22 protein-coding genes are annotated in these 26,880 nt (G+C 43.3%); 12 read left to right on the forward strand and 10 right to left on the reverse strand.

The window, feature by feature from the left end; translation table 11 throughout:
• Positions 1-12: 12 nt before the first annotated feature.
• Together C505_RS23765 and C505_RS24390 are read right to left on the reverse strand one after the other, a co-directional pair.
• Entirely contained in the window at positions 13-2,550 is a 2,538-nt protein-coding gene (locus C505_RS23765; protein ID WP_018693348.1) for a M4 family metallopeptidase, read from the reverse strand.
• Positions 2,551-2,586: 36 nt separating this feature from the next.
• A complete protein-coding gene (locus C505_RS24390; protein ID WP_157369061.1) occupies positions 2,587-2,781 on the reverse strand; it encodes a hypothetical protein in 195 nt (64 codons plus the stop codon).
• Between the two features lie 412 nt (positions 2,782-3,193).
• Between C505_RS24390 and C505_RS0114490 the strand changes: the two genes are divergently transcribed.
• From C505_RS0114490 to C505_RS0114520, 7 genes are all read left to right on the forward strand, one after another.
• Entirely contained in the window at positions 3,194-4,942 is a 1,749-nt protein-coding gene (locus tag C505_RS0114490; RefSeq protein ID WP_018693350.1) for an OPT family oligopeptide transporter, read from the forward strand.
• A gap of 11 nt (positions 4,943-4,953) precedes the next feature.
• Positions 4,954-5,502 carry a hypothetical protein gene (locus C505_RS0114495; RefSeq protein WP_018693351.1) on the forward strand — a complete coding sequence of 183 codons (549 nt, stop codon included), beginning with the start codon at positions 4,954-4,956 and terminating at the stop codon, positions 5,500-5,502.
• Positions 5,503-5,791: 289 nt separating this feature from the next.
• Positions 5,792-6,040 carry a 30S ribosomal protein S16 gene (gene rpsP / locus C505_RS0114500; protein WP_018693353.1) on the forward strand — a complete coding sequence of 83 codons (249 nt, stop codon included), beginning with the start codon at positions 5,792-5,794 and terminating at the stop codon, positions 6,038-6,040.
• A 22-nt stretch (positions 6,041-6,062) separates the two neighbouring features.
• Positions 6,063-6,593 (forward strand): ribosome maturation factor RimM, encoded by a 531-nt coding sequence (gene rimM, locus C505_RS0114505; RefSeq protein ID WP_018693354.1) that lies wholly within the window; start codon positions 6,063-6,065, stop codon positions 6,591-6,593.
• Between the two features lie 3 nt (positions 6,594-6,596).
• Positions 6,597-7,361, forward strand: a complete 765-nt coding sequence (trmD, locus tag C505_RS0114510) for a tRNA (guanosine(37)-N1)-methyltransferase TrmD (protein WP_026317989.1) — start codon at positions 6,597-6,599, stop codon at positions 7,359-7,361.
• A gap of 36 nt (positions 7,362-7,397) precedes the next feature.
• Complete coding sequence (rplS, locus tag C505_RS0114515) at positions 7,398-7,757, forward strand: 50S ribosomal protein L19 (protein ID WP_018693356.1); 360 nt, start codon at positions 7,398-7,400, stop codon at positions 7,755-7,757.
• 128 nt (positions 7,758-7,885) lie between these two features.
• Entirely contained in the window at positions 7,886-8,659 is a 774-nt protein-coding gene (locus tag C505_RS0114520) for a DUF481 domain-containing protein (RefSeq protein ID WP_018693357.1), read from the forward strand.
• Here C505_RS0114520 and C505_RS23770 read toward each other — a convergent pair.
• Entirely contained in the window at positions 8,656-10,920 is a 2,265-nt protein-coding gene (locus C505_RS23770; RefSeq protein WP_018693358.1) for a putative bifunctional diguanylate cyclase/phosphodiesterase, read from the reverse strand. The genes C505_RS0114520 and C505_RS23770 overlap by 4 nt on opposite strands.
• A gap of 141 nt (positions 10,921-11,061) precedes the next feature.
• Entirely contained in the window at positions 11,062-12,243 is a 1,182-nt protein-coding gene (locus C505_RS0114530) for a chorismate mutase (protein WP_018693359.1), read from the reverse strand.
• A 271-nt stretch (positions 12,244-12,514) separates the two neighbouring features.
• Here C505_RS0114530 and C505_RS0114535 point away from each other — a divergent pair, with 271 nt between their 5' ends.
• Positions 12,515-13,240, forward strand: coding sequence for a substrate-binding periplasmic protein (locus tag C505_RS0114535; RefSeq protein WP_018693360.1), 726 nt, complete (start codon positions 12,515-12,517; stop codon positions 13,238-13,240).
• A gap of 19 nt (positions 13,241-13,259) precedes the next feature.
• Positions 13,260-14,426 (forward strand): porin, encoded by a 1,167-nt coding sequence (locus C505_RS0114540; RefSeq protein ID WP_018693361.1) that lies wholly within the window; start codon positions 13,260-13,262, stop codon positions 14,424-14,426.
• Between the two features lie 62 nt (positions 14,427-14,488).
• Here the strand turns inward: C505_RS0114540 and C505_RS0114545 are convergent, their stop codons facing one another.
• Entirely contained in the window at positions 14,489-15,871 is a 1,383-nt protein-coding gene (locus tag C505_RS0114545; protein ID WP_018693362.1) for a class II fumarate hydratase, read from the reverse strand.
• A 294-nt stretch (positions 15,872-16,165) separates the two neighbouring features.
• Here C505_RS0114545 and tadA point away from each other — a divergent pair, with 294 nt between their 5' ends.
• Positions 16,166-16,660 (forward strand): tRNA adenosine(34) deaminase TadA, encoded by a 495-nt coding sequence (tadA, locus tag C505_RS0114550; protein ID WP_018693363.1) that lies wholly within the window; start codon positions 16,166-16,168, stop codon positions 16,658-16,660.
• A 19-nt stretch (positions 16,661-16,679) separates the two neighbouring features.
• Here the strand turns inward: tadA and C505_RS24395 are convergent, their stop codons facing one another.
• Entirely contained in the window at positions 16,680-16,838 is a 159-nt protein-coding gene (locus C505_RS24395) for a hypothetical protein (RefSeq protein WP_018693364.1), read from the reverse strand.
• A gap of 233 nt (positions 16,839-17,071) precedes the next feature.
• The gene (locus tag C505_RS0114560) at positions 17,072-17,677 is read right to left on the reverse strand and encodes an SMI1/KNR4 family protein (RefSeq protein ID WP_018693365.1); all 606 of its coding nucleotides are present in this window, start codon (positions 17,675-17,677) and stop codon (positions 17,072-17,074) included.
• Between the two features lie 184 nt (positions 17,678-17,861).
• On the opposite strand from C505_RS0114560, the gene C505_RS0114565 reads away from it, so the two are divergent.
• Positions 17,862-18,854 (forward strand): hypothetical protein, encoded by a 993-nt coding sequence (locus tag C505_RS0114565; protein WP_157369067.1) that lies wholly within the window; start codon positions 17,862-17,864, stop codon positions 18,852-18,854.
• 90 nt (positions 18,855-18,944) lie between these two features.
• Here the strand turns inward: C505_RS0114565 and C505_RS22480 are convergent, their stop codons facing one another.
• Both C505_RS22480 and C505_RS0114575 read right to left on the reverse strand, forming a co-directional pair.
• Positions 18,945-20,909 (reverse strand): hybrid sensor histidine kinase/response regulator, encoded by a 1,965-nt coding sequence (locus tag C505_RS22480; protein ID WP_051090613.1) that lies wholly within the window; start codon positions 20,907-20,909, stop codon positions 18,945-18,947.
• A 13-nt stretch (positions 20,910-20,922) separates the two neighbouring features.
• Positions 20,923-22,044, reverse strand: coding sequence for a DUF917 domain-containing protein (locus C505_RS0114575; protein WP_018693367.1), 1,122 nt, complete (start codon positions 22,042-22,044; stop codon positions 20,923-20,925).
• 114 nt (positions 22,045-22,158) lie between these two features.
• Here C505_RS0114575 and C505_RS0114580 point away from each other — a divergent pair, with 114 nt between their 5' ends.
• Positions 22,159-24,267: a TonB-dependent receptor gene (locus C505_RS0114580; protein ID WP_018693368.1), complete on the forward strand. Its 2,109-nt coding sequence runs from the start codon at positions 22,159-22,161 to the stop codon at positions 24,265-24,267.
• On the opposite strand, the gene C505_RS0114585 is transcribed toward C505_RS0114580, so the two are convergent.
• On the reverse strand, positions 24,256-26,769 hold the full coding sequence (locus tag C505_RS0114585) for a putative bifunctional diguanylate cyclase/phosphodiesterase (RefSeq protein ID WP_018693369.1): 2,514 nt from the start codon (positions 26,767-26,769) through the stop codon (positions 24,256-24,258). The genes C505_RS0114580 and C505_RS0114585 overlap by 12 nt on opposite strands.
• Positions 26,770-26,880 lie beyond the last annotated feature (111 nt).

The following is a 26,880-nucleotide window of genomic DNA, read 5'->3' on the forward strand; positions in this document are numbered from 1 at the left end:
CTGGCAAGAAACTTACGGCTTCAGGACGGAAGCGCCCCGCCCGATATTCAAGATCCGAAGCGGGGCTTCGTCTGTCATTTCTAGACGATAATCTTCAACCTCACCGGAAAACTGGCCACAAGGCTTGCGGATCAACTCTGGAGAAACGATAAAACGAGCAGAAAGCGAACGTCCAGAGAACTTGGCTAAATCAATAGATGTTTCAATTGTGTCCTTATCCGTGACTTTTCGCATGACAAGCTCCAAAGACGGATGAAACCGACCATCTCGGTTAAAGTCGAGCCAAAGGTAATATACTTTGCTTTGACGGCGGGTAATACCTAGATCGGTCTCTCCAATGATTTTTAAGTTCGCATGTGTCCCTTTCTTAATATGAACCGGAATGGCACGGCGATCAGAGTAAGGTGCAATATCAGAAGTATATTTCACATGATTAATTTCGACTTGACTCAGCCAGTTTCGCTTCGCTGTTTTTCCGATTGCCTGGCAGTAATCAGCTTGGATTGAAATCGGTAAGCTGATCTGATCTTCTTCACCTTGTGGCGAGATTAGGGTCATTGTGACTGTATATTCGCCAGCCTGTGTGTAACGATAGAGCGGCTTTAAAGTCCCATCAAGTTGTGTCCCATCTCCAAAATCCCAGTGGATCTGCCAGTTCGAGAGTTGTTCTTCGGGAATATCGTCCCCCTCCCGAGTTGCACTAGCGACAAACTGGACTTGGAGGAATGAAGGTGTCGCCTGAAACGTTGCAGTGACGCCATCGTTTAGACGAAGTTGGATCCCAACAACCTGAAATGCCTTACGGATATGGTTTTTTAATTCAAATGCTGGATAGGGAGTTCCATCGGGTTTTTTGACCCCATCTTGACGCATTTTATACGCGACAGCTTCACCTTGTTGCATGACACAATCAGCGGCTTCAATGAAGCTTGAGCGTGATTGCCAACAATGCTGATTCGCCTTCGCAAAAGCAATGAATGCATATTTTGTATTCCATGGCTTATCGATCGTTGCCAGTTGATAAAATGCATGGGTGAAAACCCCAGCGGCATCATAAGGTGACTGTCTTGGGAAGTGATCTCGAATATGCTTGATGCCATGCCCATTGCGTGTCGGATCATCCAGATATCGGAGCGCGCCATCCCCTCGTGTAGATTCATCATTATGCTGCCAGTCGTTCGAACCATAAAGAAAGTGCTCAGTGGCTTCTCCTGCCATATCTGAGAATGCTTCATTAATGGCTTTTGCTTCACGGCGTGCCATACGTTTGTGTTTTTGGCCTGACTTTTCAGTAAATGCATGAGCAATTTCATGACTGACGACGTCTAGTGCAACGAGCGGGTAGCTTTTTGCATTTCCATCACCAAAGGCAAGATACTTTCCATTCCAAAAAGCATTGTTATATTGTTGTCCATAATGGACATACTGAATAATCGGTAGCTTTCCTAATGGTTTTTCACCAAAGTATTCATGAAACATGAGTGAAGTGATCTGGGCCCTATAGTGTGCATCATTGAGTGGCGATAAAGCGTCATTGATTGACTGATAGGTGTTTTCTTTAGAGTCTGTACAATCGTATGTATAGGGGTGTTCTGGCAGCGGATCGGTAGAAGACAAATGTCTGGCGTCTCTCGTCTCAACATCATCAGAAGAAAACAGGCACTGTTTCTTACCGCCGGATAAAGTATTTTCCAAGACGGAAAAAGTTTTCGGTGGATACGTTGTTAATGCATCTTCTAAAGCTGGGTAGCCTGCATGGGGTTGTTTTTCATTACCACCAGGACCACCACCTGCAATGCGACGGGATTGACTGACAATAATCTGCGTATTCAGTTGAGGTCTGTCGTCCGAAATCTTTGGGGGTTGCCAATGTGTTAGCATTTCAACTTGTTCCACAATTGATTGTGATTGTGGATCAAAGAAAATCGATAAACGCTTTGGATCTTGTTGCCCTTCATGTGTGTCCATGAAGAGTATTGTTTCAAACACGAATGTAGGGTGGTTTTCTGGGGTGAGAAAAATAGCCCTTTGTATGGATTGCAACTGGATTTGATAACGAGACTCTGGGTCGACAATTCTTTTTACCATTGAGAGCGCATCTTTTGTTGTGACTTGCTGCCGTGGGTAAAACTCAGTCTCTTCAAGCCCTTTGATGAGCGTGCCGTAGGACTGTATTATGCGATCCTGCTTATCCAAAACGAGAGTGAGTTCTGCGCCGAGAACAGGAAGCCCCATATGATACTGCTGATAAGTTCGATATCGGTGAGACTCCGTATGACTAGTATGGCTAAGTTTTAGCTGATCACGGCTGGATAACTGTGCGTGATTGTGAAGCCGCTTACGAAGCTTTTTTTCAAAAGACTGGCTCGCAATATGAATGCGAGCATGCCTGAAAGGCGTATAAAAGGCTTCTTCAATCGAAGACTGCTTGTTCAAAGCTTCCGTTCGATTAAAAAAAGAGACTGATTCTGTCGCAGAAACAGAAGAAATCAATGTGACTGAGCAAATGCTCATCAAATAACGTATGAGTGGAAATAGTTTCGTTATCATGACGACTCCTAATACCAACAGCCAGGAAATAACGGGTTAACGGATAGAAAGAAACCAATGAAGAGAGGCTTTCGCACGATAGGACTCGAATACAAGTGGATACCTGATCACCGTCACAGGTAAACACCAGTATTGAAATAAGTAGGCCATTCGGGAAATTGAACAAGGGCTGCTTAAACGTACGTCACGACGCTCTTTGTAGTCGCAGCAGGTTGTCTTACTCAGTTTCATAAATTCTTTCCTCTTTGGAACGGCAGCGGAAAATGTTGCGGGGTTTATTGTGTATTTTCAATTGGAACTAAGTTTGATTGTTTTAATAAAATAGGAAAAAAGTTCATTAGAAACACGGGTGTATTCACATTTTGTTTCACTTTTGGGTTGAGTGATGGATTGTATTGGCTGAAATACATATCAATTTGAATCATCATCTGCCCAGATGCTTTGATGAACTTCGTCTGGATTTTCTTGCACTAAAACTCATTTTTTATTTTCCCTAGGCGATACCTGTGGTAAAACACGGAGATTTATCGAAAGAAAAATGCAAAAGTGTGTCTGTATTTTATTCAATCCACTGATTCCAAAACATCCTGGGTGGCTTGAATAAAACGGATACATCAAAAAATATAAGCATAAGGGGGATCATGTGTCTGAGGTCAGTGCGACGACGGGGTCAAGCTCTGTACAACCTGTACGGATAGGACCATATCCGGAGCTATCGCTTCCCGCGGTACTCGTTGGATATTTTTTGGGAGCTGTAATTGCTTTAAGTATCGGCTATGCATCATTAACGCTTGGCTTTTCGATTGAAGGGTCGGAGTTGGCCGCGATACTTGGCTTCGGGATTCTGCGCGGTTTATTAAGAAGAAACAGTATTATTGAGAACAACATCACACAGACGGTTGCGAGTGCTGTGAATGGTGCTTCATCTGGGATGATGTTCTCAGTGCCTGCCTTATTTATTCTTGGTGAAACAAACTTTAACCCATACTTGATGGCTTTTGGCTGTATGGCTGGTGCCTTTCTTGGGATTGCTTTTATCATTCCATTGCGTAAGCAAATGATTGACTATGAACGCTTAACGTTCCCTGGCGGGGTTGCGGTGGCAACTATTCTTAAATCTCCAGGTGCAGGTATTCAAAAAGCACAATTGCTGATTGGTTCTGCGTTATTAGCAGCAGTGACAGGCTATCTGACGGTGTCCAATGAGTTTGAGTACTTCGATTTGGGTGCTGTGATTGGAATGCCAGAATATATGAATGGGATCTGGTACCTTTCTTTATTAACCATCGGTGTTGGCTATATCGCTGGAAAAGGCGGGATTGCATTTATTATCGGTGGTTTTGTCTGTTACTGGTTCCTAGGGCCATTGTTGGATGTCACCGGGTTGATGTCGACAGATCCAGAGACTGGCAAAGTGCTTTCTGATCCACATCATTTGAAAGACTTACTTTATAAGCCCGTCGGGATTGGCATGATCATTGGTGGGGCAATTATGGGGATATTTCTTGCGTTCCCACTCGTTGTCTCTGCGGTGAAGAGCATGCAGAATGCTTCGAAATCTGGTGCAGCATTATCAAAAGATGAAATGCCAATTAAACTGCTTTACTTTGCAGTGGCTGGTTCCGCTGTTTTATTGTGTGCGATTGCAATTTCCTCAACAGAAGAAATGGGAATTGGCCGCGGCATTTTGATGGCTGTATTTGGGACACTTTGGGTCTGGCTTGCGGGCGTGATTTTGTCTGAATGCATTGGCCGGACAAACTGGTCACCGCTGAGCGGCATGACCTTGATTGCGGTGACACTCCTTATCTTTATTGCCAGTGGTATTGGTGACCGTGCTGCAATTATTGCATCTGTCATGGTTGGTGCGGCCTGTTGTGTTGCGATGTCTCAAGCGACCGATCTGATGATGGACTTAAAGACAGGCTACTTGGTTGGTGCAACCCCGCGGATGCAGCAATTAGGCCAGTTTCTCGGTGCGTGGCTCGGTCCGATTCTCATTATCGGTTTGATCTTCCTTTTACATGAAGCATACACACTGGGTAGTGATAAGTTGCCTGCACCACAGGGGCAGGCACTTGCCAGTATGATGAAAGGTATTTTGGGCGGGGATGTCCCTGTTGAGAAATACTTGGCTGGTGCTGGACTTGGTGCACTCCTCAGTGCAACGGCTGGTGGGCTAGGTATTACAGTTGGTCTTGGGTTCTATCTACCTTTCAGTATTGTTTTGACCTACAGCATCGGTACTGCACTGCGCTTGGCGACCAACTGGAAATATGGTGAGCGTTTTGCTGAAGAAAAAGGGATCCCGATTGCGGCGGGTTTGATTGTCGGTGAAGCACTGGCTGGTGTAGGCTTTGCCATCCATAAAATCGCCCAGTCGACGATCTAAGGAGAGCGCTCATGAAAAATATTGCTTACGCACTTATCTCAATTTCTTTCCTGTCGGGTTCTTTTATCTGTGTGCTTGACCCAGAAAAAGTAAACTGGTTTATCTTTGTCCCGCTCTTTATTGTTGGTTGTGTTGGTGTCGTTCTACTTAAATCTGGTGAGAAAAAAGCAGCCCAGTGTGATGTGCATTTAAGTGCAAATATGGATCTTCTGTCTGATAGCATAAAAAACATCGTAAAAAACTTGGAAGAGCTGAATCGCAATAAAGAGTCGCTACCACCGTATGAAGCACGATTTGAGATTGATAGATTGCTTCGGGAAGATCTCACCAACTTTGCGGAGTCTCGGAATGCGATGGTGCAACGTTTTGGACTTCAACATTATGCAGATGTGATGAGTGGCTTTGCTGCTGGTGAGCGTTACGTCAACCGAGTCTGGTCAGCATCGACTGATGGTTATGTGGATGAAGTAAAAGCTTATCTGGAAAAAGCCTTGATCCAATTTCGGGAGTCAGAGCAGCACTTTGAAAAGCTTTTCGAAGAAACAAAGGAAAACGCTTAATCATTTATTCGAATATGCTTTTAAGCCCGGAACTTCAATCCGGGCTTTTTATTTTTTGCTGATAAAAGAAGGGGAAAAAGCTGCTCAAAACCCTAATTCAGGGAAGGGTTCGCCATCTATGATGATTTGACTATGCTTACCCATTGGACAAATTGTTTGTTCCGTGAGCACTTTTGTTAGGTTTGATGGCTTTTTTCCTTGCATTTAGAGCGAAAATCCGTAAAATTCACGGGCTTCTCCGACCCTGTCGGGGGAGTTTGCAAACAACCAAAATGTATTAGAGGACGTTATGGTAACAATTCGTTTACAACGTGGTGGCGCGAAGAAGCGTCCATTCTATCAAGTTGTGGTTGCGGACAGCCGTTATTCACGCGATGGTCGTTACATCGAGAACGTAGGCTTCTTCAACCCAATCGCTGCTGGTCAAGCAGAGCGTTTACGCATCGATCTAGACCGTGTTGAACACTGGGTAGGTCAAGGCGCATCGCTTTCTGATCGCGTAGCAAAACTAGTTAAAGACGCGCGTAAAGCTGCTTAATTAACTGGTTGAGGTGGTAGGAATGGCAACGCAAAGCGAGACAGTCGTCCTGGGGAAACTCGGTGCCCCTTACGGCATTAAAGGATGGCTGAAGGTTCACTCCTTCACCGATGATCCCGAAGGGATTTTCGAATATAGTCCGTGGCGCATTCACGTTGGCGGACAATGGCAGGAATTCCTGCCTGCTGAATGGCGACGTCATAATAAAGGTCTTGTTGTGAAACTGGCTGAGTTATCAGACAGAGACGCAGCACAGCGCTTTACCAATGCCGAAATCGGTGTGGACAGTGCGTTATTGCCTGAACTTGGCAATGAAGATTTTTATTGGCGAGATCTCATCGGCCTCGATGTTGTAACTGAAAAAGGCTACAACCTCGGGCAAGTGGATGATCTGATGGAAACTGGCTCAAATGATGTGCTGGTTGTGAAAGCGAATAGCAACGACGCTTTTGGTAAGCGTGAACGCTTATTACCGTTCGTGATGGATACCGTCATCAAGTCTGTTGATCTAGAGGGATCAAAGATTTTGGTGGACTGGGACCCCGGGTTTTAAGCCGTGTCACAAGCACGTATTTCTTTTGGAGTAGTGACCCTATTCCCAGAGATGTTTCACGCAATCACCGAGCAGGGTGTATCTGGTCGAGCCGTAAAACGCGGAATTTTGGATATCAAGTGCTGGAATCCTCGTGATTTCACCCATGATAAACACCGGACGGTAGACGATAGACCTTATGGCGGTGGCCCAGGCATGTTAATGATGGTCCAGCCGTTACAAGATGCAATTCGTGCAGCGAAAGCTGCCGCAGGTGACAATGTCAAAACAATTTACTTGTCGCCGCAAGGTCGAAAACTGGATCAAGAAGGTGTAAAGCAACTTGCGACACATCAACATTTTGTTCTGGTTGCCGGGCGGTATGAGGGAATTGATGAACGCGTCATCACATCAGAGATCGACGAAGAGTGGTCCATCGGCGATTTTATTTTAAGTGGTGGTGAGTTACCAGCGATGACACTGATTGATGCAGTATCGCGCATGGTACCCGGTGTACTCGGGCATGAAATGTCCGCAGAACAAGACTCTTTTTCGGAAGGGTTACTGGATTGTCCTCACTACACACGTCCAGAAGTTCTGAATGGACAACAGGTTCCGGATGTCTTGCTGAGTGGTCATCACGAAGCAATTCGACAATGGCGCTTAAAGCAGTCATTGGGAAGGACTTGGCAACGTCGTCCAGATCTACTGGAAAACCTAGCTCTGACTGAGGAGCAAGCGAAACTGCTTGAAGATTTCAAGCGTGAGTATGATTGCACTTGCAGCTAGATGACAGTTAACTCTAGGTATAAGAGAGATTTATCAATGAGTAAAGTAAGTCACAATATCATCAAAGAGCTTGAAGAAGCTCAATTAAAACAGGATGTGCCAGCATTTGGTCCTGGTGACACTGTTGTTGTTAAAGTACGTGTAAAAGAAGGTGAAAAAGAGCGTGTTCAGGCGTTCGAAGGCGTTGTTATCGCAAAGCGTAACCGTGGTCTTCACTCTTCATTCACAGTACGTAAGATTTCTAACGGTGAAGGCGTTGAGCGTGTTTTCCAAACACACAGCCCTCTAATCGACAGCGTTGAAGTTAAGCGTCGTGGTGCGGTTCGTCGTGCGAAACTATACTACTTGCGCGAGCGTTCTGGTAAGTCTGCGAGAATCAAAGAAAAGCTTAACTAAGACGACAGGCAACAAGTTGAGATTTATCTTTATTTGTTGTCGGTTATTTTGGTTTGCAGGAAAGGTCGGTTTATCCCCGGCCTTTTTTCTATATAATAAGTACCAAATATAGGTATATAAGGTCAGTCATGCGTACATTCTTCTCTTATGGCGTTGTGATAAAAATTCCAGTTTTTCAATCTTTTCTTATCTTATTCATGCTAAATGCTTTTCCTGTTGAGGCCGCGATGGATTTTGAAGCAGAAAGGGCGCAGTCCGTTGAAAAAACAAAATACCTTGCTGTGGAGTTGGAGTTTGCTGGAAAGGCTGGTAATACAGATAAGCAGCAATATGGCGCCTCTGGCTTTACATCTCGCCGTGTTGAACAAGATCACTATATGCTCTATCTCTCTAAGGAATATGGTAGCAGCCAAAAAGAAAAGGATACCAATAAGGGGAATGCACACTTGCGCTGGACTCGCTACCAAGATGAACACTGGTCGAACGAAGTTTTTCTTCAGGCAGAACATGACGAGTTTAAAGATCTGGATTTACGTTGGTTACTCGGTGCTGGCCGACGCTGGGAAAAGGATAAAGATGCATTGGGGATTGGTTTGACATATGAAAGAGATAAATTCTCTACCCCGGATACCCCGGCAAAATCCACGTGGCGACTCAATGGGTACTGGCACTATCACACGATGATCAACGACCATGTCTTATTCAACAATTCATTTGCAGCGCAGCCCCGAATCGATGATCTTGGTGATTTTCGTGCATTCAATGAGACATCAATAGAAAGCAAACTCACCGATCGTCTCAATTTGAAGTCATCCGTAACAATTGCCTATGACAGCCGGCCAGCCGCTGATGTAGAAAGGCGAGATATTACCTATGCCCTTGGGTTTCGGTATGCGTATTAGGGGCCTGACATATATTGTTCGATAAACTGGGTTGCTTGTTGGTGGCTTAAGGGGCGGCTAAACAAATATCCTTGGATTTCATCGCAGCCGTTATTCAATAAGAAATCCTGATGTTGTTGTGTTTCTACTCCTTCTGCAATCACCTTTAAATGAAGGTTCTGGGCTAGATCGATAACGGTCTGGACAATGGCCTGATTTTCTTTACATTCTGTCATATCACGAATAAATGACTGATCAATTTTCAACTTATCAATCGGGAACTGTTGTAGATAGGATAGGGAAGAATAGCCTGTACCAAAGTCATCGATTGAGAGCTTTAATCCCAGGCCTCGCAGTTGCTCTAATATATGAATCGTTTCCTGTTCATTATAAAGCGCGACACCTTCAGTGATCTCTAGTTCAATCATCGCTGAATCAATGCCGACGTCCTCAATGGTGCGGGTAACCATCTCAATAAACTCTGGGTGACGGAACTGGACGGGAGAGATGTTAACAGCGACGATGAGTGCAGGAAACCCAGATGCTTGCCAAGTCTTTGCCTGAATACATGCTTGTTTGAGGATCCATTCGCCGAGTGGCACGATGAGGCCAGTTTGTTCAGCGATTGGAATAAACTCAACAGGGGATATCCAGCGGTCCTCATGATGCCAGCGGATCAGGGTTTCGACACCAATGATCTTTTTATTTTGAATATCCAATTGAGGCTGATAATAAAGCTCGAATTCTTGATGATCGATCGCATCACGGATTGCCTGCTCAATTTCGAGACGTTGATGAACCTTTTGTCCTAATTCATCAGAGAAAACCTGCCAGTGTGCCCCTGCGTTTTCTATCGAGTCTTCGAGTGCAATCCCAGCGCTGTGCATCAGGTCTTGAACGGTTGTACCGTGTCCTGGTGCATGACAAAAACCAAAATCCAGCTGTGAGATATACGTGTGGCAAGCCGTCAACGCGCTCGTTTTTAAAGTCTCTAAGAGAGATGATACGAGAGTCTGAATGTCTGTCAGTGAGAGGTTTCCAGGTATTATGAGCGCGAATGTTTGGTCATTGACTTGATAAATTTGAGCGGATTTTTTTTGTTCAATACATGCGCGAAGGTGTGTCGCGAGTGTTTTTCTAGCCTCTGTCGCTATTTCAATGCCGTAACTACGGATGAGCCGATTGAACTCACGCATTTCAATGAGACCTAAAGTAAATTCTTGTTCACTAGCAGATGCCAATCTTTGGATGATCACCTGTTGAAGCTTATATAAATTGAGTAATCCAGTTGTAGGGTTATGGGTTGCTTGATAATTCAATTGTTCTTCAGCAATCTTTCGCTCCGTGATGTCCATAATATGCAGATCGTAAGTATGCATATCTTTGAGCCAATGCACTTCATACTCTAAGATGCGATCTTCTAATGCCCGATCAATGCGTATCCAAGGTTCCTTTGAGTTAAACAGCGTTTGCTTGATTTGGCCAAAGTTTGCAGGGATGAGTGACTTGATTTGGTCGGCATCTAACTTGAGCGTATGGAGCAGTTTTTTAGCCGCAGGATTTGAGAAGATGACGCCCTGCCTTTCTGTAATACTGATGATCGGGTTTGGGTTCCGCTGGGTGAATAGAACGAGGCGTTCATTCTTTGCAGAAATACGTAAGTAACTATTAATATACCGACCGATAAATAATGCAATGAGAATAATACTGATACTAAAAATGAGGACAGTCACACCTGTAGAGTTGAGTTCTTTTTTTGTTAAATCGTATGCAGATCGGACTTGTGATGCGATTTTACTTTCCATCTTTGTCAGTAAAGGAAGCATCATTCTTCGTTGTTCACTCATGACCATCAGCTGCTCACGGGCTTTATCCCAATTGGTATCTGAGGATGCCATATTCATATGAAAAAGCTGAGATATATCTTTGATCTTATTCTGGTACATAAAGATATTTTGTGTCTCAATGCCTGCTTCATCTTCTTTGTGCATCAGAAGAATCAGTTGATCAGACTTTTCAGCAAGAAGCTGGAATTTTTGATAATACTTTTCTTCGGTCGTCGCGTAGTATTCGTATAGCTCTCGTTCTTGCTCAGATAAATGGGCTTTGAAGGATTGAATATGGCTGAGGGTTGGTATTTTTTCGTCAATTAAGCCGATAAAATGAGATTCGATTTCCTCCATATCAAAATAGACCAAGGCAGAGAGCATACTGCCAAGAAGAAAGACAATCAGATAAATAAAGTAGGTTGAAAACCTCAGTCGCTGGATCCTAGGGTTCATTCCTCTGCCATTCGCGTTGCGCAATTCATCAGATACGTTTTATATATTAGGACGTTGGAAGAAAAAAGCCATCGCACACAAGTACGATGGCTTTTTTGAGGAGGCAATGACCTCACTGTTGAAAGAGGACCTGAACTAGGGTTAGTTGGCAGAGCGCAGGTGTTGCTCCGCTACATATACAGGCTTGATGGAGTCACTTGGGTAGCACCCCAGTACTTTAATAAAGCGTGTTGTATGCTCTAAAGCTGTCATCGCCGCTTTGAAGTTCGGGTTTACATTATTTGCCAGCACATCAACATAAAACATTTCTTCCCAGGGGTTGCCTTGGATAGGGCGGGACTCTAGCTTAGACATATTGATATTGTGGGCCTTTAAGATCATCAATGCATCAACCAGTGCGCCAGGCTTTTGATCGGTGGCCATGATAAAGGTGGTTTTTGCTGGAATTTGCTCCGCCACGACTACAGGTTTTCTTGCGACGACAATAAAACGACTGTGATTTTCTTTCTGATTTGCAAGTGCTTCTTTAATGACGCAAAGATTAAACGCTTTTCCGCCTTCAGCGCTACCAATCGCAGCTACTTTTGGTGACGCTGCATTTTTAACACGCTCAAAAGCATCTGAGGTACTTTGACAATGTTCAACTGTAACATTCTTCAATCGATTGAGGAACTGACTGCATTGTGCATGGACCTGTGGGTGAGCATAGATAAGCTCGATATCATGCACTTCTGTATCGACAGCGGTCATGAGGCAATGACGAACGGGTTGCGTCATTTCACCAACAATCGAGAGATTTGTGTGTTGTAAAAGGTCATAGACTTCGTTAATGCTACCTGAGGATGTATTCTCGATCGGAAGCATCCCAAAGTCAGCGAGCCCTTTTTCAACGTGATCAATAATATCGATAAACGTATCACAGCCGATTTCGACCAATTGTCCTTCGCGGTGCGCAAAATATTTTTGCGTTGCGAAATAACTGTACGACCCGTGAGCACCTAAATGGGCGACCTTATTAACTGGGCCAAGTGCGCCAGGATTTACATTGGCTTGAAGGTTCGCTTGTTGGTTTAGAACTGAGTCTTCAATAATGGCATGAAAAACTTGGCTGATAAAAACAGGGTGCAACCCAAGTGCTTCACCTTGCTCAATCAGCTTGAGTAACAGTTTCTCTTCACGGTTTAAGTCACGTACCGCCATGTTATTTTCAAGCTTAAAAGCAGCAACATTTTGTACTAGACTTTTTCTTTCTGCTAGTAATTTCAGTAGGTTACTGTCAATTTCTGTAATTTTTTCTCGATATTCCAATAGTTGCTCTGTCATGGGGTCCTCGTTTCGGTTTCTTTCAAATGGGTAAAAAAAAAGCCTCCCGTTGTGGGAGGCTTTTTTAAAGTTTTTCGCATAGCAAAAACGCCTCCTGAGATTAAGGTGGCGTATAAAAATAAAACTGAATTGCTGTGCTTTGAATCTGTTTCATAAACTCTACTCTACGCGCAATATGGGCCTTGTCAACTAATTAGTAAGAATTTTTTGGCGAATAAGGAAGTTATGATCTTTACTTAGGGGGGCCAAATGTTAACAACTGAGAAAAAGAATGCTTCGTGGGTTTGTTTTTATCTGTTTTTTAACTTGTTTTTCAAGCTATGCAGAGACTTTAAAAGTGGCCGCGATCGAATGGCCGCCATTTTCTGGAAAGGATCTCCCTAAAAACGGATTATCAGTTGCAATTACCATGAAAGCACTTGAAACCGCAGGTTATCAGGTGAATTTTAAATTTGTCCCTTGGGAGCGGTCTTTACAAGGGGTCGAGGAAGGACTTTATCATGTTTTACCCGCTGTATGGATAAATGAAGAGCGGAAAGAATATATGTTTTTCTCAAAACCATATGCTGCGAATGAACTGGTTGTTGTGAGTCCCGCTGCCAAAAAACTCAGCTTTGAAGGTTATGACTCTCTAAAAGGAAAAAATGCAGGACTTGTTCGCGGGTATAGCTATCCAAAAGCATTATTAGACGCAGACTTTATTCCAAAGTCCTATGTCGGAAAGGTTGAACAGAATTTAAAAAAGCTCGCGCGTGGTCGCGTGGACTTTACGATCGGAGATAAGATTGTTTTGTCTTATACCGCAAAAAAGAGTTTGGGGAGCATGGCGAAGAACCTGCATTTTGATTCCACGCCTATTGAGAAAAAGGATTTGTTCATGACTGTATCGAAACGTACCCCTAATGCAAAAACTGTCATAGAGAATATCAACAAGGCGCTAGAACAGTTAGAAGCGTCTGGTGAACTCGATAATTTAATTAAAGAGTTTGGTATATAAAAATACAAAGGAGCTTCTTATGCGCAAGCTAGCAACAATTGCAGTAGCAGTCGCCTCTGTCTGTGCCTCGGGGTATGTGGCAGCAGAGGATAAGGTAAATTGGAACGGTGCGATCCGTTTTACATATTCCGTGAAGGATTATCCTAAAGGGGCATCTGAGGATAATGAAAACCGCTGGGGTGATGCCGGTCTTGATGTTTTTCGTATTGGTGTTTCAGGTAAAAATGGCGAAATAGACTTTTCAACCCAATATCGATTTTATAATGATTACCACTTTATTCATCATGGATGGATTGGCTACGATATTGATAAGAACAGTCGAGTACAGTTAGGAATACAGCTGATCCCATTTGGTAATACGCCATTTAACTCAAATAATTTCTTTGAGTCGATTAACTATTATGTGGGATTGGAAGATGAATTTGATACGGGCCTTCTCTATCGATATACAAATGATATGATGAGGCTTGACCTTGGCTGGTTTATGTCATCTGAATATGGCTCATCATCTACAAATGAACGGTATGCACCTGATGTTATTGGCTTTAGAACCACAACACGTGGTGTAGAAGGACCGAATACTGCAGTTGTCGCTTCTAATGTATTACAAGAAGACGATAGCTTAATTGGACGGCTTGCATTTAATGTAGCGAAGGACTGGGAAATTGGTGCGTCTTTTCAATACCAGAGAATGTTCAATGGTTGCGCTAAAAGTGATGGGTGCTTAGTCAAAAACCTTGGTGAAAAGACCGCATATGCACTTCATACTAATGCTACATTTGGTGCATTTAACGTGATGGCTCAATATACGCAGTATGAATATGATCTTGAAGGGGACATGCAGCGGCTTGTTATTGGTTATTTTGACTTCAATGATACAATTCCAGGGGAAGCCAAAATAGGTAATTTAAACTTGGCTTATACATTTAATGTGAATATGGGACCTTTTAAAACATTAAAAGTTTACAATGACCTTAGTCTGATGTGGGATAAGTCAGTGAATCCTACAGATAAGATAGAAGATACCTTCTTTAATGCCACAGGGGTGACTTTAGGTGCAGGTGCTGTCTACGTAGTCATGGATTATTATTGGGCGAAGAATATGCCATTTATCGGTGGAACATTGGATAGTATGACTGATGAGTCAAGTGGTCGTTTTTACATGAATGTCGGCTATTATTTCTAAGAAGAGAAGCCTAAAAAAATACCGCTCAATTGAGCGGTATTTTTTTGTCTATCAGAAACAAACTATGACTGAATACCGCCTTCTGTCAGTTTTTCAGGGTTGAGTAGGCGCTCTAGTTCATCTCTCGGTAAGTCTGTTTCTTCCAATGCAACATCAACAATCGGTTTTCCTTCTTTGTAAGCTTTCTTCGCGATTTCTGCGGCTTTACTGTAGCCGATAATCGGGTTGAGGGCAGTGACTAGAATCGGATTTCTTGCCAGTGCATCTTTCAGATTATTTTCATTGACATTAAATGTGTGAATGGCTTTATCAGCAAGTTGCGTTGCTGCATTTGCAAGGATCTCAATACTTTGGAGGAGGTTATAACCAATCACAGGGAGCATCACGTTGAGCTGGAAGTTCCCCGACTGTCCAGCAACAGAAATCGTGGCGTCGTTTCCGATGACTTGGGCTGCAACCATTGCTGTTGCTTCAGGGATCACGGGATTCACTTTACCTGGCATGATGGAAGAACCCGGTTGAAGCGGTTGAAGTTCGATTTCTCCGAGTCCTGCCAGTGGTCCTGAATTCATCCAGCGTAAATCATTGGCGATTTTCATCAGTGCCACTGCTGTGGTTTTGAGCTGACCTGATAAAGCCACGGCGCTGTCTTGAGTCGCGATGGATGTAAACAGATCCTCACTGGTGCGGAACTGTAGCTTTGTCATTTGGCTTAACGACTGTGCGAATACCCGTGCAAAATCAGGATGAGCATTGATCCCAGTGCCAACCGCGGTTCCGCCTTGGGCTAATGCCAGAATATCTTTTTGGTGATGCTCCACTCCTTGGCGTGCCAGTTTGATCTGATGCGCCCAGGCTCTGAGTTCTTGTGCCATACTCACCGGCATTGCATCCATTAAATGTGTCCGGCCAGTTTTGATATGATGAGCAACACTGTTTGCTTTATCGTGGATTGTTTTCTCTAAATGCGTTAATGCAGGCATGAGTTGTTCATGGAGGGAGAGTGCAGCACTGACATGGATTGTTGTTGGGATCACATCATTGGAGCTTTGACCCATATTGATGTGATCGTTGGGATGAACGGTTTCACCTAAGTCTGTTGTTGCAAGCGTTGCGAGTACTTCATTAGCATTCATATTCGAGCTGGTGCCGGAACCCGTTTGGAACACATCAACAGGAAATTGATCATAACGCTCGTTGTTCAGAACGTCATCGCCAGCTTTGACAATCGCATTGGCCATTGGAGTGGGAAGTAAGGAGAGTGACTCATTTGCCTTCGCCGTAGCTTGTTTTACATAAATGAGCGCTCGAATAAACTGCTTTGGCATCGTGAGGCCACTCATTGGGAAATTGTTGACTGCCCGTTGTGTCTGTGCGCCATAAAGTGCTTCAGAAGGGACTTCGAGTTCCCCCATACTGTCTTTTTCGATTCTTGTATTTGCCATGGGTTGGTCTCCAGATGATAACTATTTGATTGAACGTCCATTTGTTCAAGAATAAATTGATGAAAGATAGATTGTTGAAGCATAGTTTATCTATGACATCTTTGCTGGTTTGGAGTATGCAACAAGCCAGTTTATATGTAAATGATAATTATTCTCATTTGTTGATTTGTGTTGGACTGATAAGTGACATGGAATAGCAAGGAATGAGCTGAATAAGTGCTGAATTACAGGTCAGCACTGGATTCATGTTAGACTTGCAGAAAATGATAGTCAGATATGAGGTCGACCCATTGCATGTCACATGATGATGAATATTGGATGAAAAAAGCACTATCCTTGGCACAAAGAGCTTGGGATGCCGGGGAGATCCCGGTTGGGGCGATTGTAGTTCATGATGGGAAAATTATTGGGGAAGGCTGGAACCGTCCGATTGGCTGTCATGACCCATCTGCTCACGCAGAGATGATTGCTATTCGTCAGGCATCACAACAAATGATGAATTACCGTTTGGTGGACTGTGACCTTTATGTCACGCTTGAACCCTGTCCCATGTGTGCGGGGTTACTGGTGCACAGTCGAATTCGTCGATTGATATTTGGTGCGAATGACGCAAAGACGGGGGCGGCAGGTTCTGTGATGAATATCGTCAGGTCGGAAAATCTCAATCATCAAATTGAAGTCACATCAGGTGTTTTCGACACCGAATGTGGTCAGTTACTCAGTGATTTCTTTAAAATGCGTAGAGCACAAAAGAAAGCCGAAAAACAACAAACCAAGGATATGAACTGAACACACAGCCACAGCGGTGTTATGCTGTTGGCTGTGACTCAGATTCGTGCTGAATAAACATTTTATTTCTTCTTAGCATGACCTTACGGTGTTGATTGCGCATATAAATGCGTCGACGCGTTGAGTTTTGTTGTAATGCATAGCGTTTAATTGATGCAATGCGGCGGCGTCTTAACATCATTCCCTCCTCACGTGAGACTAATTTCTTTCAAGAATGCCAAGTTATCTTCATGACCTGTTCTAATTACGAAATCTTATGAATGATCACAATAACACTTTGGGGCTGAAATGGTTTGATTTCAAGCTTTTTCTGATGTGTTACCTTTTTATCATACAAAAGTATTGTTTTTTGATTTCCCCACAGATTGCTTAATCTTAATCAAGATGTATGAAGCTCTGATGACACCTGTCCTATGAAACATAAGGTTGGAAAGCACGCAATAGTTTCCAGTGGGGGAGAATTCGATTTAGATTTTGTTGGAGTCGAGCTAACATTTCTTCATCCCCCATCGCTTCCGCATACTCTAATTTTTCGAGGAATAACTCTTCATCAGGTTGAAGTTGCTTGAGAAAACTTGAAAACTGGTTGGCTAAAACTTCCACCACCATTCCATAATCAAAAGATTGGCGACAAAAAATAACGCGTTCTCTATCTGGTTTTGTCAGATCCAAACAAAATCGATTATCTTCGTGATCCCTAGCAAAGGGAAGGATAAATTTTTCCAATTGATAAGTTTGTTGTGCGTATTCCAATTCAAATAAAAAATGATCAGAAAATTGAGATTGCCTACCGTCACTCCGCGTTGTGAATATGGAACAGATAGGGCGGATCTTGTCTGTTACCCCGGCTTCTTTGACAAAGATATAATCGAGGTAGCCACCATTAGCGACAGCGAGGAAATCTAAAAAGCTGTCCGGAAGCTTTTTACCAAATGCAAATTGAATTGCTGCGATTTCACATTGTGTTGGGCTGCCATCAAAATCTTCAATCATAATATGGCGATACTGTGTCATCATACGAAAGCTCCTTTTCCGATGTATCTTCATGTGTTGTGCATCTTGCACTTGGATAAATAACAATACGGTGATGAAAAACCATACAAATCATCCTAATGAATTTTATGAAAAAGACAAGAAATCATTGAAAATAAATCAGAATTTCCTAATATGTACACAATTTTTCCCAAAACATTACACTCAAGTGATTTACGAACAATTACAAGACACAGCGCTCCATTCGCCAAAACGGCGGTTTTATTTTTTTATCCGCTCTTTGCTGGCTTTCCCGTTCCAAATATTGCGTAATTTATTTGGATTACATCATCAACGACTGCTGACACAACAATTTATTGCAACTTTAATTACACAGGCAGGTGATCTGGATGATAGTACCCCAGAGAATAAGGAAAAAGTTGCACGGATCATGCAGTCACTTTTATTAATGAATGAGACATGGGTGAACGAAAACTGTGCTGATTGGAGTCGTTTGTATCAAATAGAACAGCAGATGATCCCATTACTTAAAAATGAGGTGCTCGATATCGAGTTGGATAGACGAAAGATTGAAGCCGAGAAAAACTTGGATCGATGGCTATGTGACTTCATTGAAAAGGAATTTAAACAGGAAAATACAGATGGGTTTTCACGCGAGCGCAAAGTGGCTTTACTTCAACGTATTGTGAATGACCTTCATTGGAATTACACAATTAGAGAGGAAGTACGCCATTATTGGCAATTATACTCGTATCGCGTCACAAGTGTGTTTTTGGTGTCGATTCTCGTATTTGGCCTCTCTCTTGGCTTGTCCGTGACATCACAAATGACGCTCGTGATGATTGTTGGTGCTGCGGGAGCATGGGGTGGGGCATTTAGTCAGTTATTGAGCGTTCGTACACACCTCGAAAATGCAGATAAAGATGATTTGAAAATACTCTACCGCTTTAGCAATGTGCTTTCGCGACCTATCATAGGGCTTGGAACGAGTGTGATTTTGTTTTTTATTGCAGACAGTGGGTTTATGCCAGCACCACTTGGCATTGAGGCCTCTATCCCTGAATTATTTTCCCAAACGAAAGGGACAGTTGCTTTTGATACCTTGCAGCACCTGACGGGGTTGATTGTCTTGGCGTTTATAGCGGGCTTCTTTGAAAAACTATTTCCAACATTGATATCGAAGCCAACCAAGTCAGCATAGTTTTCAATATTTGATTTTGATAACAGTTAATAAAAGGAGGCATTTGCCTCCTTCTTTATCCTCATCCTCATTCTTTTGTCATCATGAACGTTATGCTTGCTTTAAAGCGTGCTGTGCCATTTCTTCAATGTTACTTGTCCATTGTCGAGCAGCGTCCAGGTTGCAGTTAATCGCTGCTTGTTCGAGGTTAGAAGACGCTTTATGGATCAGCTCATAACCGAAACAACCTGAGGACCCCTTCAATGCATGGGCATGTTTCGCAAGAGAATCCATATCCATGGATTGCAGGTCGTCTGTGATTTGTTCGATATCGTGTACCAGTCGTTTGAGGAACTGTTTCTTCAGTGTCCCCATTTCCTCCTCGCTCAACTGTAAATCAAAATCATCATGGCTCTGAATATCCAAGTGCTGAATGATTTTTTTGGCAAAGGTTTTTCGGTCAATTGGCTTGGCGAGGTGGTCAGTAAATCCAAGACCGAGATAGTGATCGACTTCATGCTTCATTGCATTCGCAGTTAAGGCGATGATCGGAGATACATTGCCTGCTTGTTGGATCAGGTCAAAGGCTTCCAGACCATCCATGACGGGCATTTGGATGTCGAGTAGAATCAGATCGTAATCCATCACTAATGCTTTTTCGACCGCTTTGCTGCCATTGTCTACTGCGGTAACATCCAGATTCATCCGCTCCAGTAAACGGGTGATCAACGCTCGGTTATCCGGATGATCTTCTGCCAGCAGCACATTGCCTGTCAGACTGATGGATTGAATCGACAAAATCGATTTGTCTTTGTATACCTGCGGTTTGTTATAAACCCAGCTCGCCCCTTCTGAAGGGACGCAAGCAACTGACGCCGTAAATGTTGTTCCCTTGCCTTGCTCACTTTCCAGCTGAACATAGCCACCAAGCCGCTCAGATAAATTCTTAGAAATGTTGAGCCCAAGTCCAGTGCCACCATAGCGCCTCGAAATTGAGTTATCAGCTTGATTAAATGCTTGGAATAGATTTTTTTGTTGCGTTACGGACATGCCGATCCCTGAGTCACGAACGGCGAAGAAGATCTGACTTTGCTCACTCGAAACGGTGACTGTGACAAAACCGCTGTCGGTAAATTTCACAGCATTATTAATGAGGTTGAACAAGATTTGTCGTAGTCGTGTTGGATCAGTTTTGATGATGGTTGGTAATGGAAACTGAAAGAGGATCTCAAATGCAAGCCCTTTATCTCGAGCCATTTTTCCAGCAAAAGAATCTACCTGAGCCATAAAGTCGAAGAACTCAGTATCAATGGATTCAATGTCTAACTTATTTGACTCGATTTTGGTCAAATCGAGGACATCATTGATGATAGAAAGCAGGTGAGTACCATTTTGACTAATAGTTTGGAGTGCAGGCTGGATCTCGCTGTCATCGAGATCGCCAGCAATGATCCCGTCCGCATACCCAATGATTGCAGTGAGAGGTGTTCTGATCTCGTGGCTCATGTTGGCAAGGAATCGGGTTTTCGCTTCGTTCGCTTCTTGCAGGTCATTGGCGAGTTGCCCTAAATTTTGATTCACTTTTGCTAATGCTTTTGTGCGATCTTCGACGCGAAGCTCCAATTCTGCATTCAGTTTCAAGTAAGCCTGATTCAGACGCTCTGCGCTTTCTTTCGCTTGCTTTAAACGGGACTGTGTCTGTTTGAGCTCTTTAATATTTCTCGAAACCCCTGCGATATAGCTATCTTCCGTCGAATCATCTCCCTGCAAAGGCACAAGGAGGGTATACCAGTAGTCATCAGCAATACCTGCTTCTTCATAACTGAGTGGCAGACCCGTTTTTAAACAACGATGATATCGCTCGACAATTCCCTGATAATTTTCTTCGGGAATGATCTTTGACAATGGGATACGACGAAAGTCCCGGCCTTGTGGAAGTGCTTTTTCCTGTACAGGGTTGGAGTCGCAGATATAAAATTCGTCACCAGACTTTTTGATAATAAACATACTGTCTGGAGAAAACTGCCACAACAACTTCAAACACTCCAATGTTACACGATCGTCAAGACTGGCCATGTGAAATCTCCTGTTATTTAGACTGTTCCTGAAGTTGCTCTAGAGATAAATATCCACCAGGGTATCCAATTTTATGTAAAGCATCTAAGTATCGTTCGACTATCTTGGGGTGCCGGAGCAGCGGGGAGCTGCGAACTGCAATCAGGTGCACCACCTCACCTTTGTATTTATCAATTTCAGAGTTCGAAAATGTTTCACCTTTACTTGTAATAAAACAGATTGAATCTGGTGCAATACATAAGGGGTGGGGTGCCTGATTCGACCAGGCGATCATATTTTCATTTAAGGTGAAAATAGTGACAAACTGTTTACCATCGACGATTTCGAAATGACTGAGGTCAATGCAACGATTAGTATGATGGTCCAATTTTGATAATTTTCCAGTTGCGAGATGCTGGCAATCTTCGCCAAAATAATTGAGGAGTGCTTCTAATGGATCTTGCTGTCGTTCTCGATACGGGCGGAGTAACCTTCCAAGCGCGAGGGCTCTGGAAATACCACATTCGACAGCACCGACTTTCATCTGTTCTGCTTTCATAAACCAGGTTGCGCAACATCCAGCGCCTTCAAATGCAGGCTGTCGAACGATACCGCGGCATATCTCATCTGCTTTTTTAGGACAGTTCACCTGAAGCGATGCAGCAACGAAATCTTCAGGCGTAGAAGCATCATTGCAGACAATATATGGATCGACAGGTGAGACTAGATTAAAAGTACTCATATCCACATGAGCATAGGAACGCCCGGCTCCATCAGCATCAACAACAGGTAACCCGGTTTGTGCACTGACCAGAAATGGGATAATTGAATTAAGAGCACCTAACTCAGCAGGGACGATTGCATTCAGTTGGATCCCGACTTCTTCTTGGATAAGTTGGGTCGCTCTTAATGGTGCCCTTATCATATCGGAGCACTTGTGTGCATCAATTTGAGAACCAATTCCGAAGATACAACAAACGTATGAGTCATTCGACAGGTCTTGTGGATTGACTAATTTTGGGGAATATTGATTGGAACTGATGGCTTCGATGAAACCGCCAACACGATGTAGTGGGCCTCCGCCTCCACATCCAAGGAATGCTGCGCCATAAGCAATGTTTTCCAAATCATTGTTTGTTAAAGTGATCGTCTCCATCCTGCCCTCCAGGCTTTTTGAAAAAGCATCATAAATTCACTTGCTTTTTTTTCGCATTGTCTAAACTTTAGCGAAGGATTTGTTTCCAAAATATAAGTATAGGATCGAAACTCAATGGATAAAAAGTATGGATTTTTTCTGAGTATTCTATGCCCTTTGTGCGCTCCTGTTTGTCTCGCTACCGCATCACAACCTAAAAAAGGCGAAGAAGAATATATTGAGATCATCGAAGTCATTGCCCGTGGTCGGATTGAATCGATTCAATCTGTTCCAGATGCTATTACTGCGCTTGGAGATGATGTAATCGAGAAAGCATTTTTAGAGGAGCCCTCAGACTTTATCCAATTAACCCCTAACTTATTTCTTAGAGAAACTTTTCGTGCTGGTGCATCATTTATCTCGATGCGTGGGATTGGTACTGCACAGCAGGGCATGGCCCCAGTCAGCTATGTGGTTGATGGTGTTCAGGTTGCAGCGCTAGATTTTGTGAACCAGGAACTGGTGGATGTAGAACGGATAGAGGTATTACGTGGACCTCAAGGCGCACTTTATGGGTCCGGTGCAATGGCGGGTGCTGTAAACATTACAACGCGAATGCCTTCCATCGATCCAGAGCATAAAATTGCTTTTCGAAAAGGGCAGGGGGATTTGTCTCGGTTTGATGGGATGTCTTCAGGTGGCCTTTTTCATGAATACTGGACCTATCGATTAGTCGGGGGGATTGAGTCAGCAGATGGAACATTAAAGTCCCAACAGGGTGATCGGCTTGACTTTAAAGATAAAAATTATTTAAAAGGTCGGGTGCTGTTTGATAATGATGACTGGCTGATCGATAGCCAATGGATGATCCAAAACTATAAAATGGGTGCGGTGCTTCAGGATGTCGTCGCCACAGCAGCAGATCTGAATGATACCGATGACCCAAAACCAGAGCGGAGTTTTATCGGAAGGGAACAGCGACAGTTTAAGCAAGGTTCGATTCGGTTGAAAAGAATGCTCGATTGGGCCGATTTCTCAGGAACTTTCGCTTATGCTTCAGCCGATCAAAATCTTATTGCTGATTCGGATTGGCATGCAACGGATGTTCTAGGGCTCAACTATGTGTTCCCTGATTTCAATGTCCTTGGTCGATTACAACAATTATCCGATGATTTTGATGTGTATAGTGGGGAAATTCGGATTACCTCCGCAGACGATGTTGATTTTCGTTGGCTTGGCGGTATCTATGGGCAGTTTCGGCGTGCAAAAGTCGTTCTCGCGCTTCCTTTAGAGCTGGAGGGCCATGTAATTGGACCATCCATCTATATTCGTGCAGATAAAAAATATGATCGGCTTGCTGCCATTTTCACACAAATCAATTATGACTTTATGCCTGACTGGGAGCTGACGATTGGGCTCAGATATGACTATATTCAATATGATAATCAGCAGTTTAGCGATGAGGGATTTGCTAACCGTATTTTATCCACAGATCCACATAGTGGAACATCTGTGTCGATACTGGAAAAAACAGATAAACGTTTCCAGCCTAAATTATCCCTTTCCAATCAAATGACAGATGATTTTATGTGGTTTTATACCTACTCTGTCGGTTTTCGTCCTGGTTTTTTTAATACAGGCAATCATACGAGAGCGGAGCATACACGCAACCATGAAATCGGAAGTAAATATACGTTGAATGGCGATAGTCGACTCAATAGTTCTATCTTTATAATCGATTATTCCGATCAGCAGTTTTCAACCGTGATTAGTACGCCGCCTTTTCGTAAAACAACGAATATTCCACAAACCCAGATCACAGGTATGGAAGTTGAGTGGCATCACGAATGGGATCCGAATGTGAATACATCCTTATCACTAGGCACCTTGAATGGCTTGGTGAAAGATGGAAAACGATCACCGATGATGCCAAATTATGGTGGGGTTTTTACCCTAAATTTATTGAAGGAAACACCGAACCATTGGTCGTTGCTGCATCGCCTCGATTACTTATTCCAAGGACATTACTTCACCGATGTTGAGAATACTCATCGTGCATCGGCTACGCAACAACTCAACATTTTTCAACATTGGGATAAAGACGATCTCAGGTTTTCTCTTTTTATCAAAAATGTGTGGGATGAGCGTTATCCCAGCGACTTCAACGAATTGGAAGGCATTGGATTTATTCGCTCAACAAGCCGTGGAAGGACGTTTGGCGCCAGTATGACCTTACAGTTCTGATACTTTTGTTTGTCTGGTTTCATTTTTGACATTCAACCATTTTAAGTAAGCATCCATGGGCAGTGCTTCAGAAAAATAATATCCTTGGGCCAGATCACAACCGTATTGTTTCAGCAAGTTTGCGGTTGCTTCGCCTGCTTCTGGGTCAATTCCTTCTGCAATCACGAGGACACCAAGGCTGTTTGCCATTTCTATCGTTGCTTTTACAATATTTGCATGGCGTTTCTTCAGCGCCATATTTTGTATGAACGTTCGGTCAATTTTCAATTCATGGAAAGAAAGATCATTCAAAAAATGTAAAGAAGAATACCCTGAGCCATAGTCATCGATGGCGACACGAAACCCAAGCGCATTGAGTTGTTCAACGACTTCAATTGTTTTTGCTGGATCCTCGACCGTTGTGGACTCCGTCAACTCTAGGATGATTTGTGATGGAGAAAGATTGTATTCATGGAGCTGTGTCAGCAAGTGTGCCATAAAGCCTCTATCTCTTAAGTTACGTGGAGAAATATTCAAAGCGATTCTGTGTTTTGAAGAGAGCTGAGCAAATTTCGCCTGACACTGAAAAGCTTCTGTAATAATCCACTCTGTAAGTTGATTAATCTGTCGTGTGTCTTCTGCCAGTTGGATAGAAACTTTTGGATGGATTTCGCCTTTTTCTGGATGATTCCAGCGAAGGAGCGCTTCACAGCCTACAATCATGCCTGTCCTCAAATTAATTTGTGGTTGAAAGAAAAGCTGAAGGGACTTGGTTTCTAATGCATGCTGCAAGTCGGCAGCCAAGGAGAGGTGTTCTTGCAAGTCATCGCCTTGCTTTGGGCTGAATATAGCACAATTATCCAAACTTGAGCGTGCCAGTTCGATGGACTGAATCGCTCGTTTGATAATTGTTTTCACACTATCGCCATGTTGCGGGAAGTATGCGGCCCCAATATAGCAAGGGATTGAAATTCGAAATCCTGATATTTGTACGGGTGAGCAGAAAGCATCCTTTAAAGCTAAAAAATAGTAACTCAGCTCGTCACGCGCGACGGTACCATCAATCGCGATAGCGAAGTGATCTTCATCGATTTTTGCCAGTTTACAATGACTGCTGGCATGGGTGTCGATATCCAGCAGATCAGTCAGTGCTAACAGTGCATCTCTGACTTTATGGCTGATCCCTGATAAATAACGGTTCACGTTTCGTTCACCAATGGATGGCTTTAACTGTTGCAACATGTCAATTCGGATGAGAACAAGCGTATACGGCTTTTGTTGCTCATGTCGGTATTGCAAACTGTGCTCAATACCAAGGTGGTTTGGAAGCCCCGTTGTAATATCGTGGGTAACATAGTAAATCTTGGCGGCTTCTCCTTCGCGAAGTCGACTGATCATCGATAACACGAGTAATGTTGCAGTAATAAAGTTACTTAGGAAAATAGCATTGTCATGGAAGAAATTGGTTGAGGATGACCAACCATCAGAGCTTACGGTGAGTCCAAGGCTAAATAAAAACGAAAACCACGCCAACAACATCGGGCGTGTCCAGGAATAGTGAATACTCCGTACATAGTGAGATAGGTGAATAAACGCAATCAATGAAATAAGAAATAAGGGGACGCCTTGCGCATCATTTGTATACACAGGCCACCAGAATGAAGATGTAATCGATAAAGCAACTAAGGATAAAAAGGTGATGAAGTGAAGCCAAATTGGACGCCTGGCATCGACGAGCCCGTGGCAGATTAAATACAGACCGATAACCGTTGTCAGTCGAATTGACAAGAGGTTATTACCAAATGTGCTCAGGTGTATGGGCGGGAATGGCCACAAGTAGACTGGTGTTGCCAGTGAGCTATCAAATAAAAACCAGCACAACCAGCAGGTTAAAAAAAGGAGGGATAGGTCACGTAGTCGAAAAAATAAAAGCAAAAAATAAGCACAAGTCAAAAATGCAACACCAAAGCATCCACCCCAGAAAAACGTTGAGAGTTTGCGGTTTGTTTCGAAATTTTCAGAGTCAGTGATGATAAATCGGCAGCATGGGTTATTTTTTGAGACTCGGCTTGATAACACGAAGAACAGGCTTTCATAAGGTGGAAGTGTGACGATAACATAGTTATTTGTTCGGTTGACCTCAACAAGATAAAGCTCGTGTTTATGAAAGCTTTCTCGGATTTCTGGTGTTTCTTGAATCGACTCCAAACGAAAGTTGATGGTATTTGGTGTGAGTACAATTCGGTTGGTTTTATCGGTATCGTTCGAGAGATAAAAGCCAAAGCGATGTTGAGCGACCCCAGCACCATCATCCGTTGAATCGATATATTGTGACTGAATTTTAATACCATTCACCGCATAGATGGTTGAATCATCATGATTAAGTTGTTGCTTCATTTCCAAGCTGGAAGCGCTTGCATGAGCGATCACCAGACCAAGGCAACTCAGCATCAGGAATGCAGTGAGAAAAATGGGAAGAAATTGGAACCAATCGTTAGGAGAGCCAGCCAGATTTAGGCGCATAGTGGCAAGAACTTATTGTCGTTATTGGTTTTTTCTAGTATGAACAATCTTTCAGAAAAAACCAAAACGACGCTTTAAATCGCTCGAGTAATCGCATACATCTTCGGAGAT

This window comes from Algicola sagamiensis DSM 14643 (assembly GCF_000374485.1).
In the GTDB taxonomy this organism is placed as follows: domain Bacteria; phylum Pseudomonadota; class Gammaproteobacteria; order Enterobacterales; family Alteromonadaceae; genus Algicola; species Algicola sagamiensis.

Bases quoted from the DNA above. Each gene is read 5' to 3' on its own strand.
- C505_RS0114580 (WP_018693368.1), top strand. From the start codon at position 22,159: ATGGATAAAAAGTATGGATTTTTTCTGAGTATTCTATGCCCTTTGTGC.
- C505_RS24390 (WP_157369061.1), bottom strand. From the start codon at position 2,781: ATGAAACTGAGTAAGACAACCTGCTGCGACTACAAAGAGCGTCGTGAC.
- C505_RS23770 (WP_018693358.1), bottom strand. From the start codon at position 10,920: ATGAACCCTAGGATCCAGCGACTGAGGTTTTCAACCTACTTTATTTAT.
- C505_RS0114545 (WP_018693362.1), bottom strand. From the start codon at position 15,871: ATGGCAAATACAAGAATCGAAAAAGACAGTATGGGGGAACTCGAAGTC.
- C505_RS24395 (WP_018693364.1), bottom strand. From the start codon at position 16,838: ATGTTAAGACGCCGCCGCATTGCATCAATTAAACGCTATGCATTACAA.
- rpsP (WP_018693353.1), top strand. From the start codon at position 5,792: ATGGTAACAATTCGTTTACAACGTGGTGGCGCGAAGAAGCGTCCATTC.
- C505_RS0114585 (WP_018693369.1), bottom strand. From the start codon at position 26,769: ATGCGCCTAAATCTGGCTGGCTCTCCTAACGATTGGTTCCAATTTCTT.
- C505_RS0114575 (WP_018693367.1), bottom strand. From the start codon at position 22,044: ATGGAGACGATCACTTTAACAAACAATGATTTGGAAAACATTGCTTAT.
- C505_RS0114540 (WP_018693361.1), top strand. From the start codon at position 13,260: ATGCGCAAGCTAGCAACAATTGCAGTAGCAGTCGCCTCTGTCTGTGCC.
- C505_RS0114535 (WP_018693360.1), top strand. From the start codon at position 12,515: ATGCTTCGTGGGTTTGTTTTTATCTGTTTTTTAACTTGTTTTTCAAGC.
- C505_RS0114560 (WP_018693365.1), bottom strand. From the start codon at position 17,677: ATGATGACACAGTATCGCCATATTATGATTGAAGATTTTGATGGCAGC.
- C505_RS22480 (WP_051090613.1), bottom strand. From the start codon at position 20,909: ATGGCCAGTCTTGACGATCGTGTAACATTGGAGTGTTTGAAGTTGTTG.
- C505_RS0114520 (WP_018693357.1), top strand. From the start codon at position 7,886: ATGCGTACATTCTTCTCTTATGGCGTTGTGATAAAAATTCCAGTTTTT.
- C505_RS23765 (WP_018693348.1), bottom strand. From the start codon at position 2,550: ATGATAACGAAACTATTTCCACTCATACGTTATTTGATGAGCATTTGC.
- tadA (WP_018693363.1), top strand. From the start codon at position 16,166: ATGTCACATGATGATGAATATTGGATGAAAAAAGCACTATCCTTGGCA.
- rimM (WP_018693354.1), top strand. From the start codon at position 6,063: ATGGCAACGCAAAGCGAGACAGTCGTCCTGGGGAAACTCGGTGCCCCT.
- C505_RS0114495 (WP_018693351.1), top strand. From the start codon at position 4,954: ATGAAAAATATTGCTTACGCACTTATCTCAATTTCTTTCCTGTCGGGT.
- rplS (WP_018693356.1), top strand. From the start codon at position 7,398: ATGAGTAAAGTAAGTCACAATATCATCAAAGAGCTTGAAGAAGCTCAA.
- C505_RS0114530 (WP_018693359.1), bottom strand. From the start codon at position 12,243: ATGACAGAGCAACTATTGGAATATCGAGAAAAAATTACAGAAATTGAC.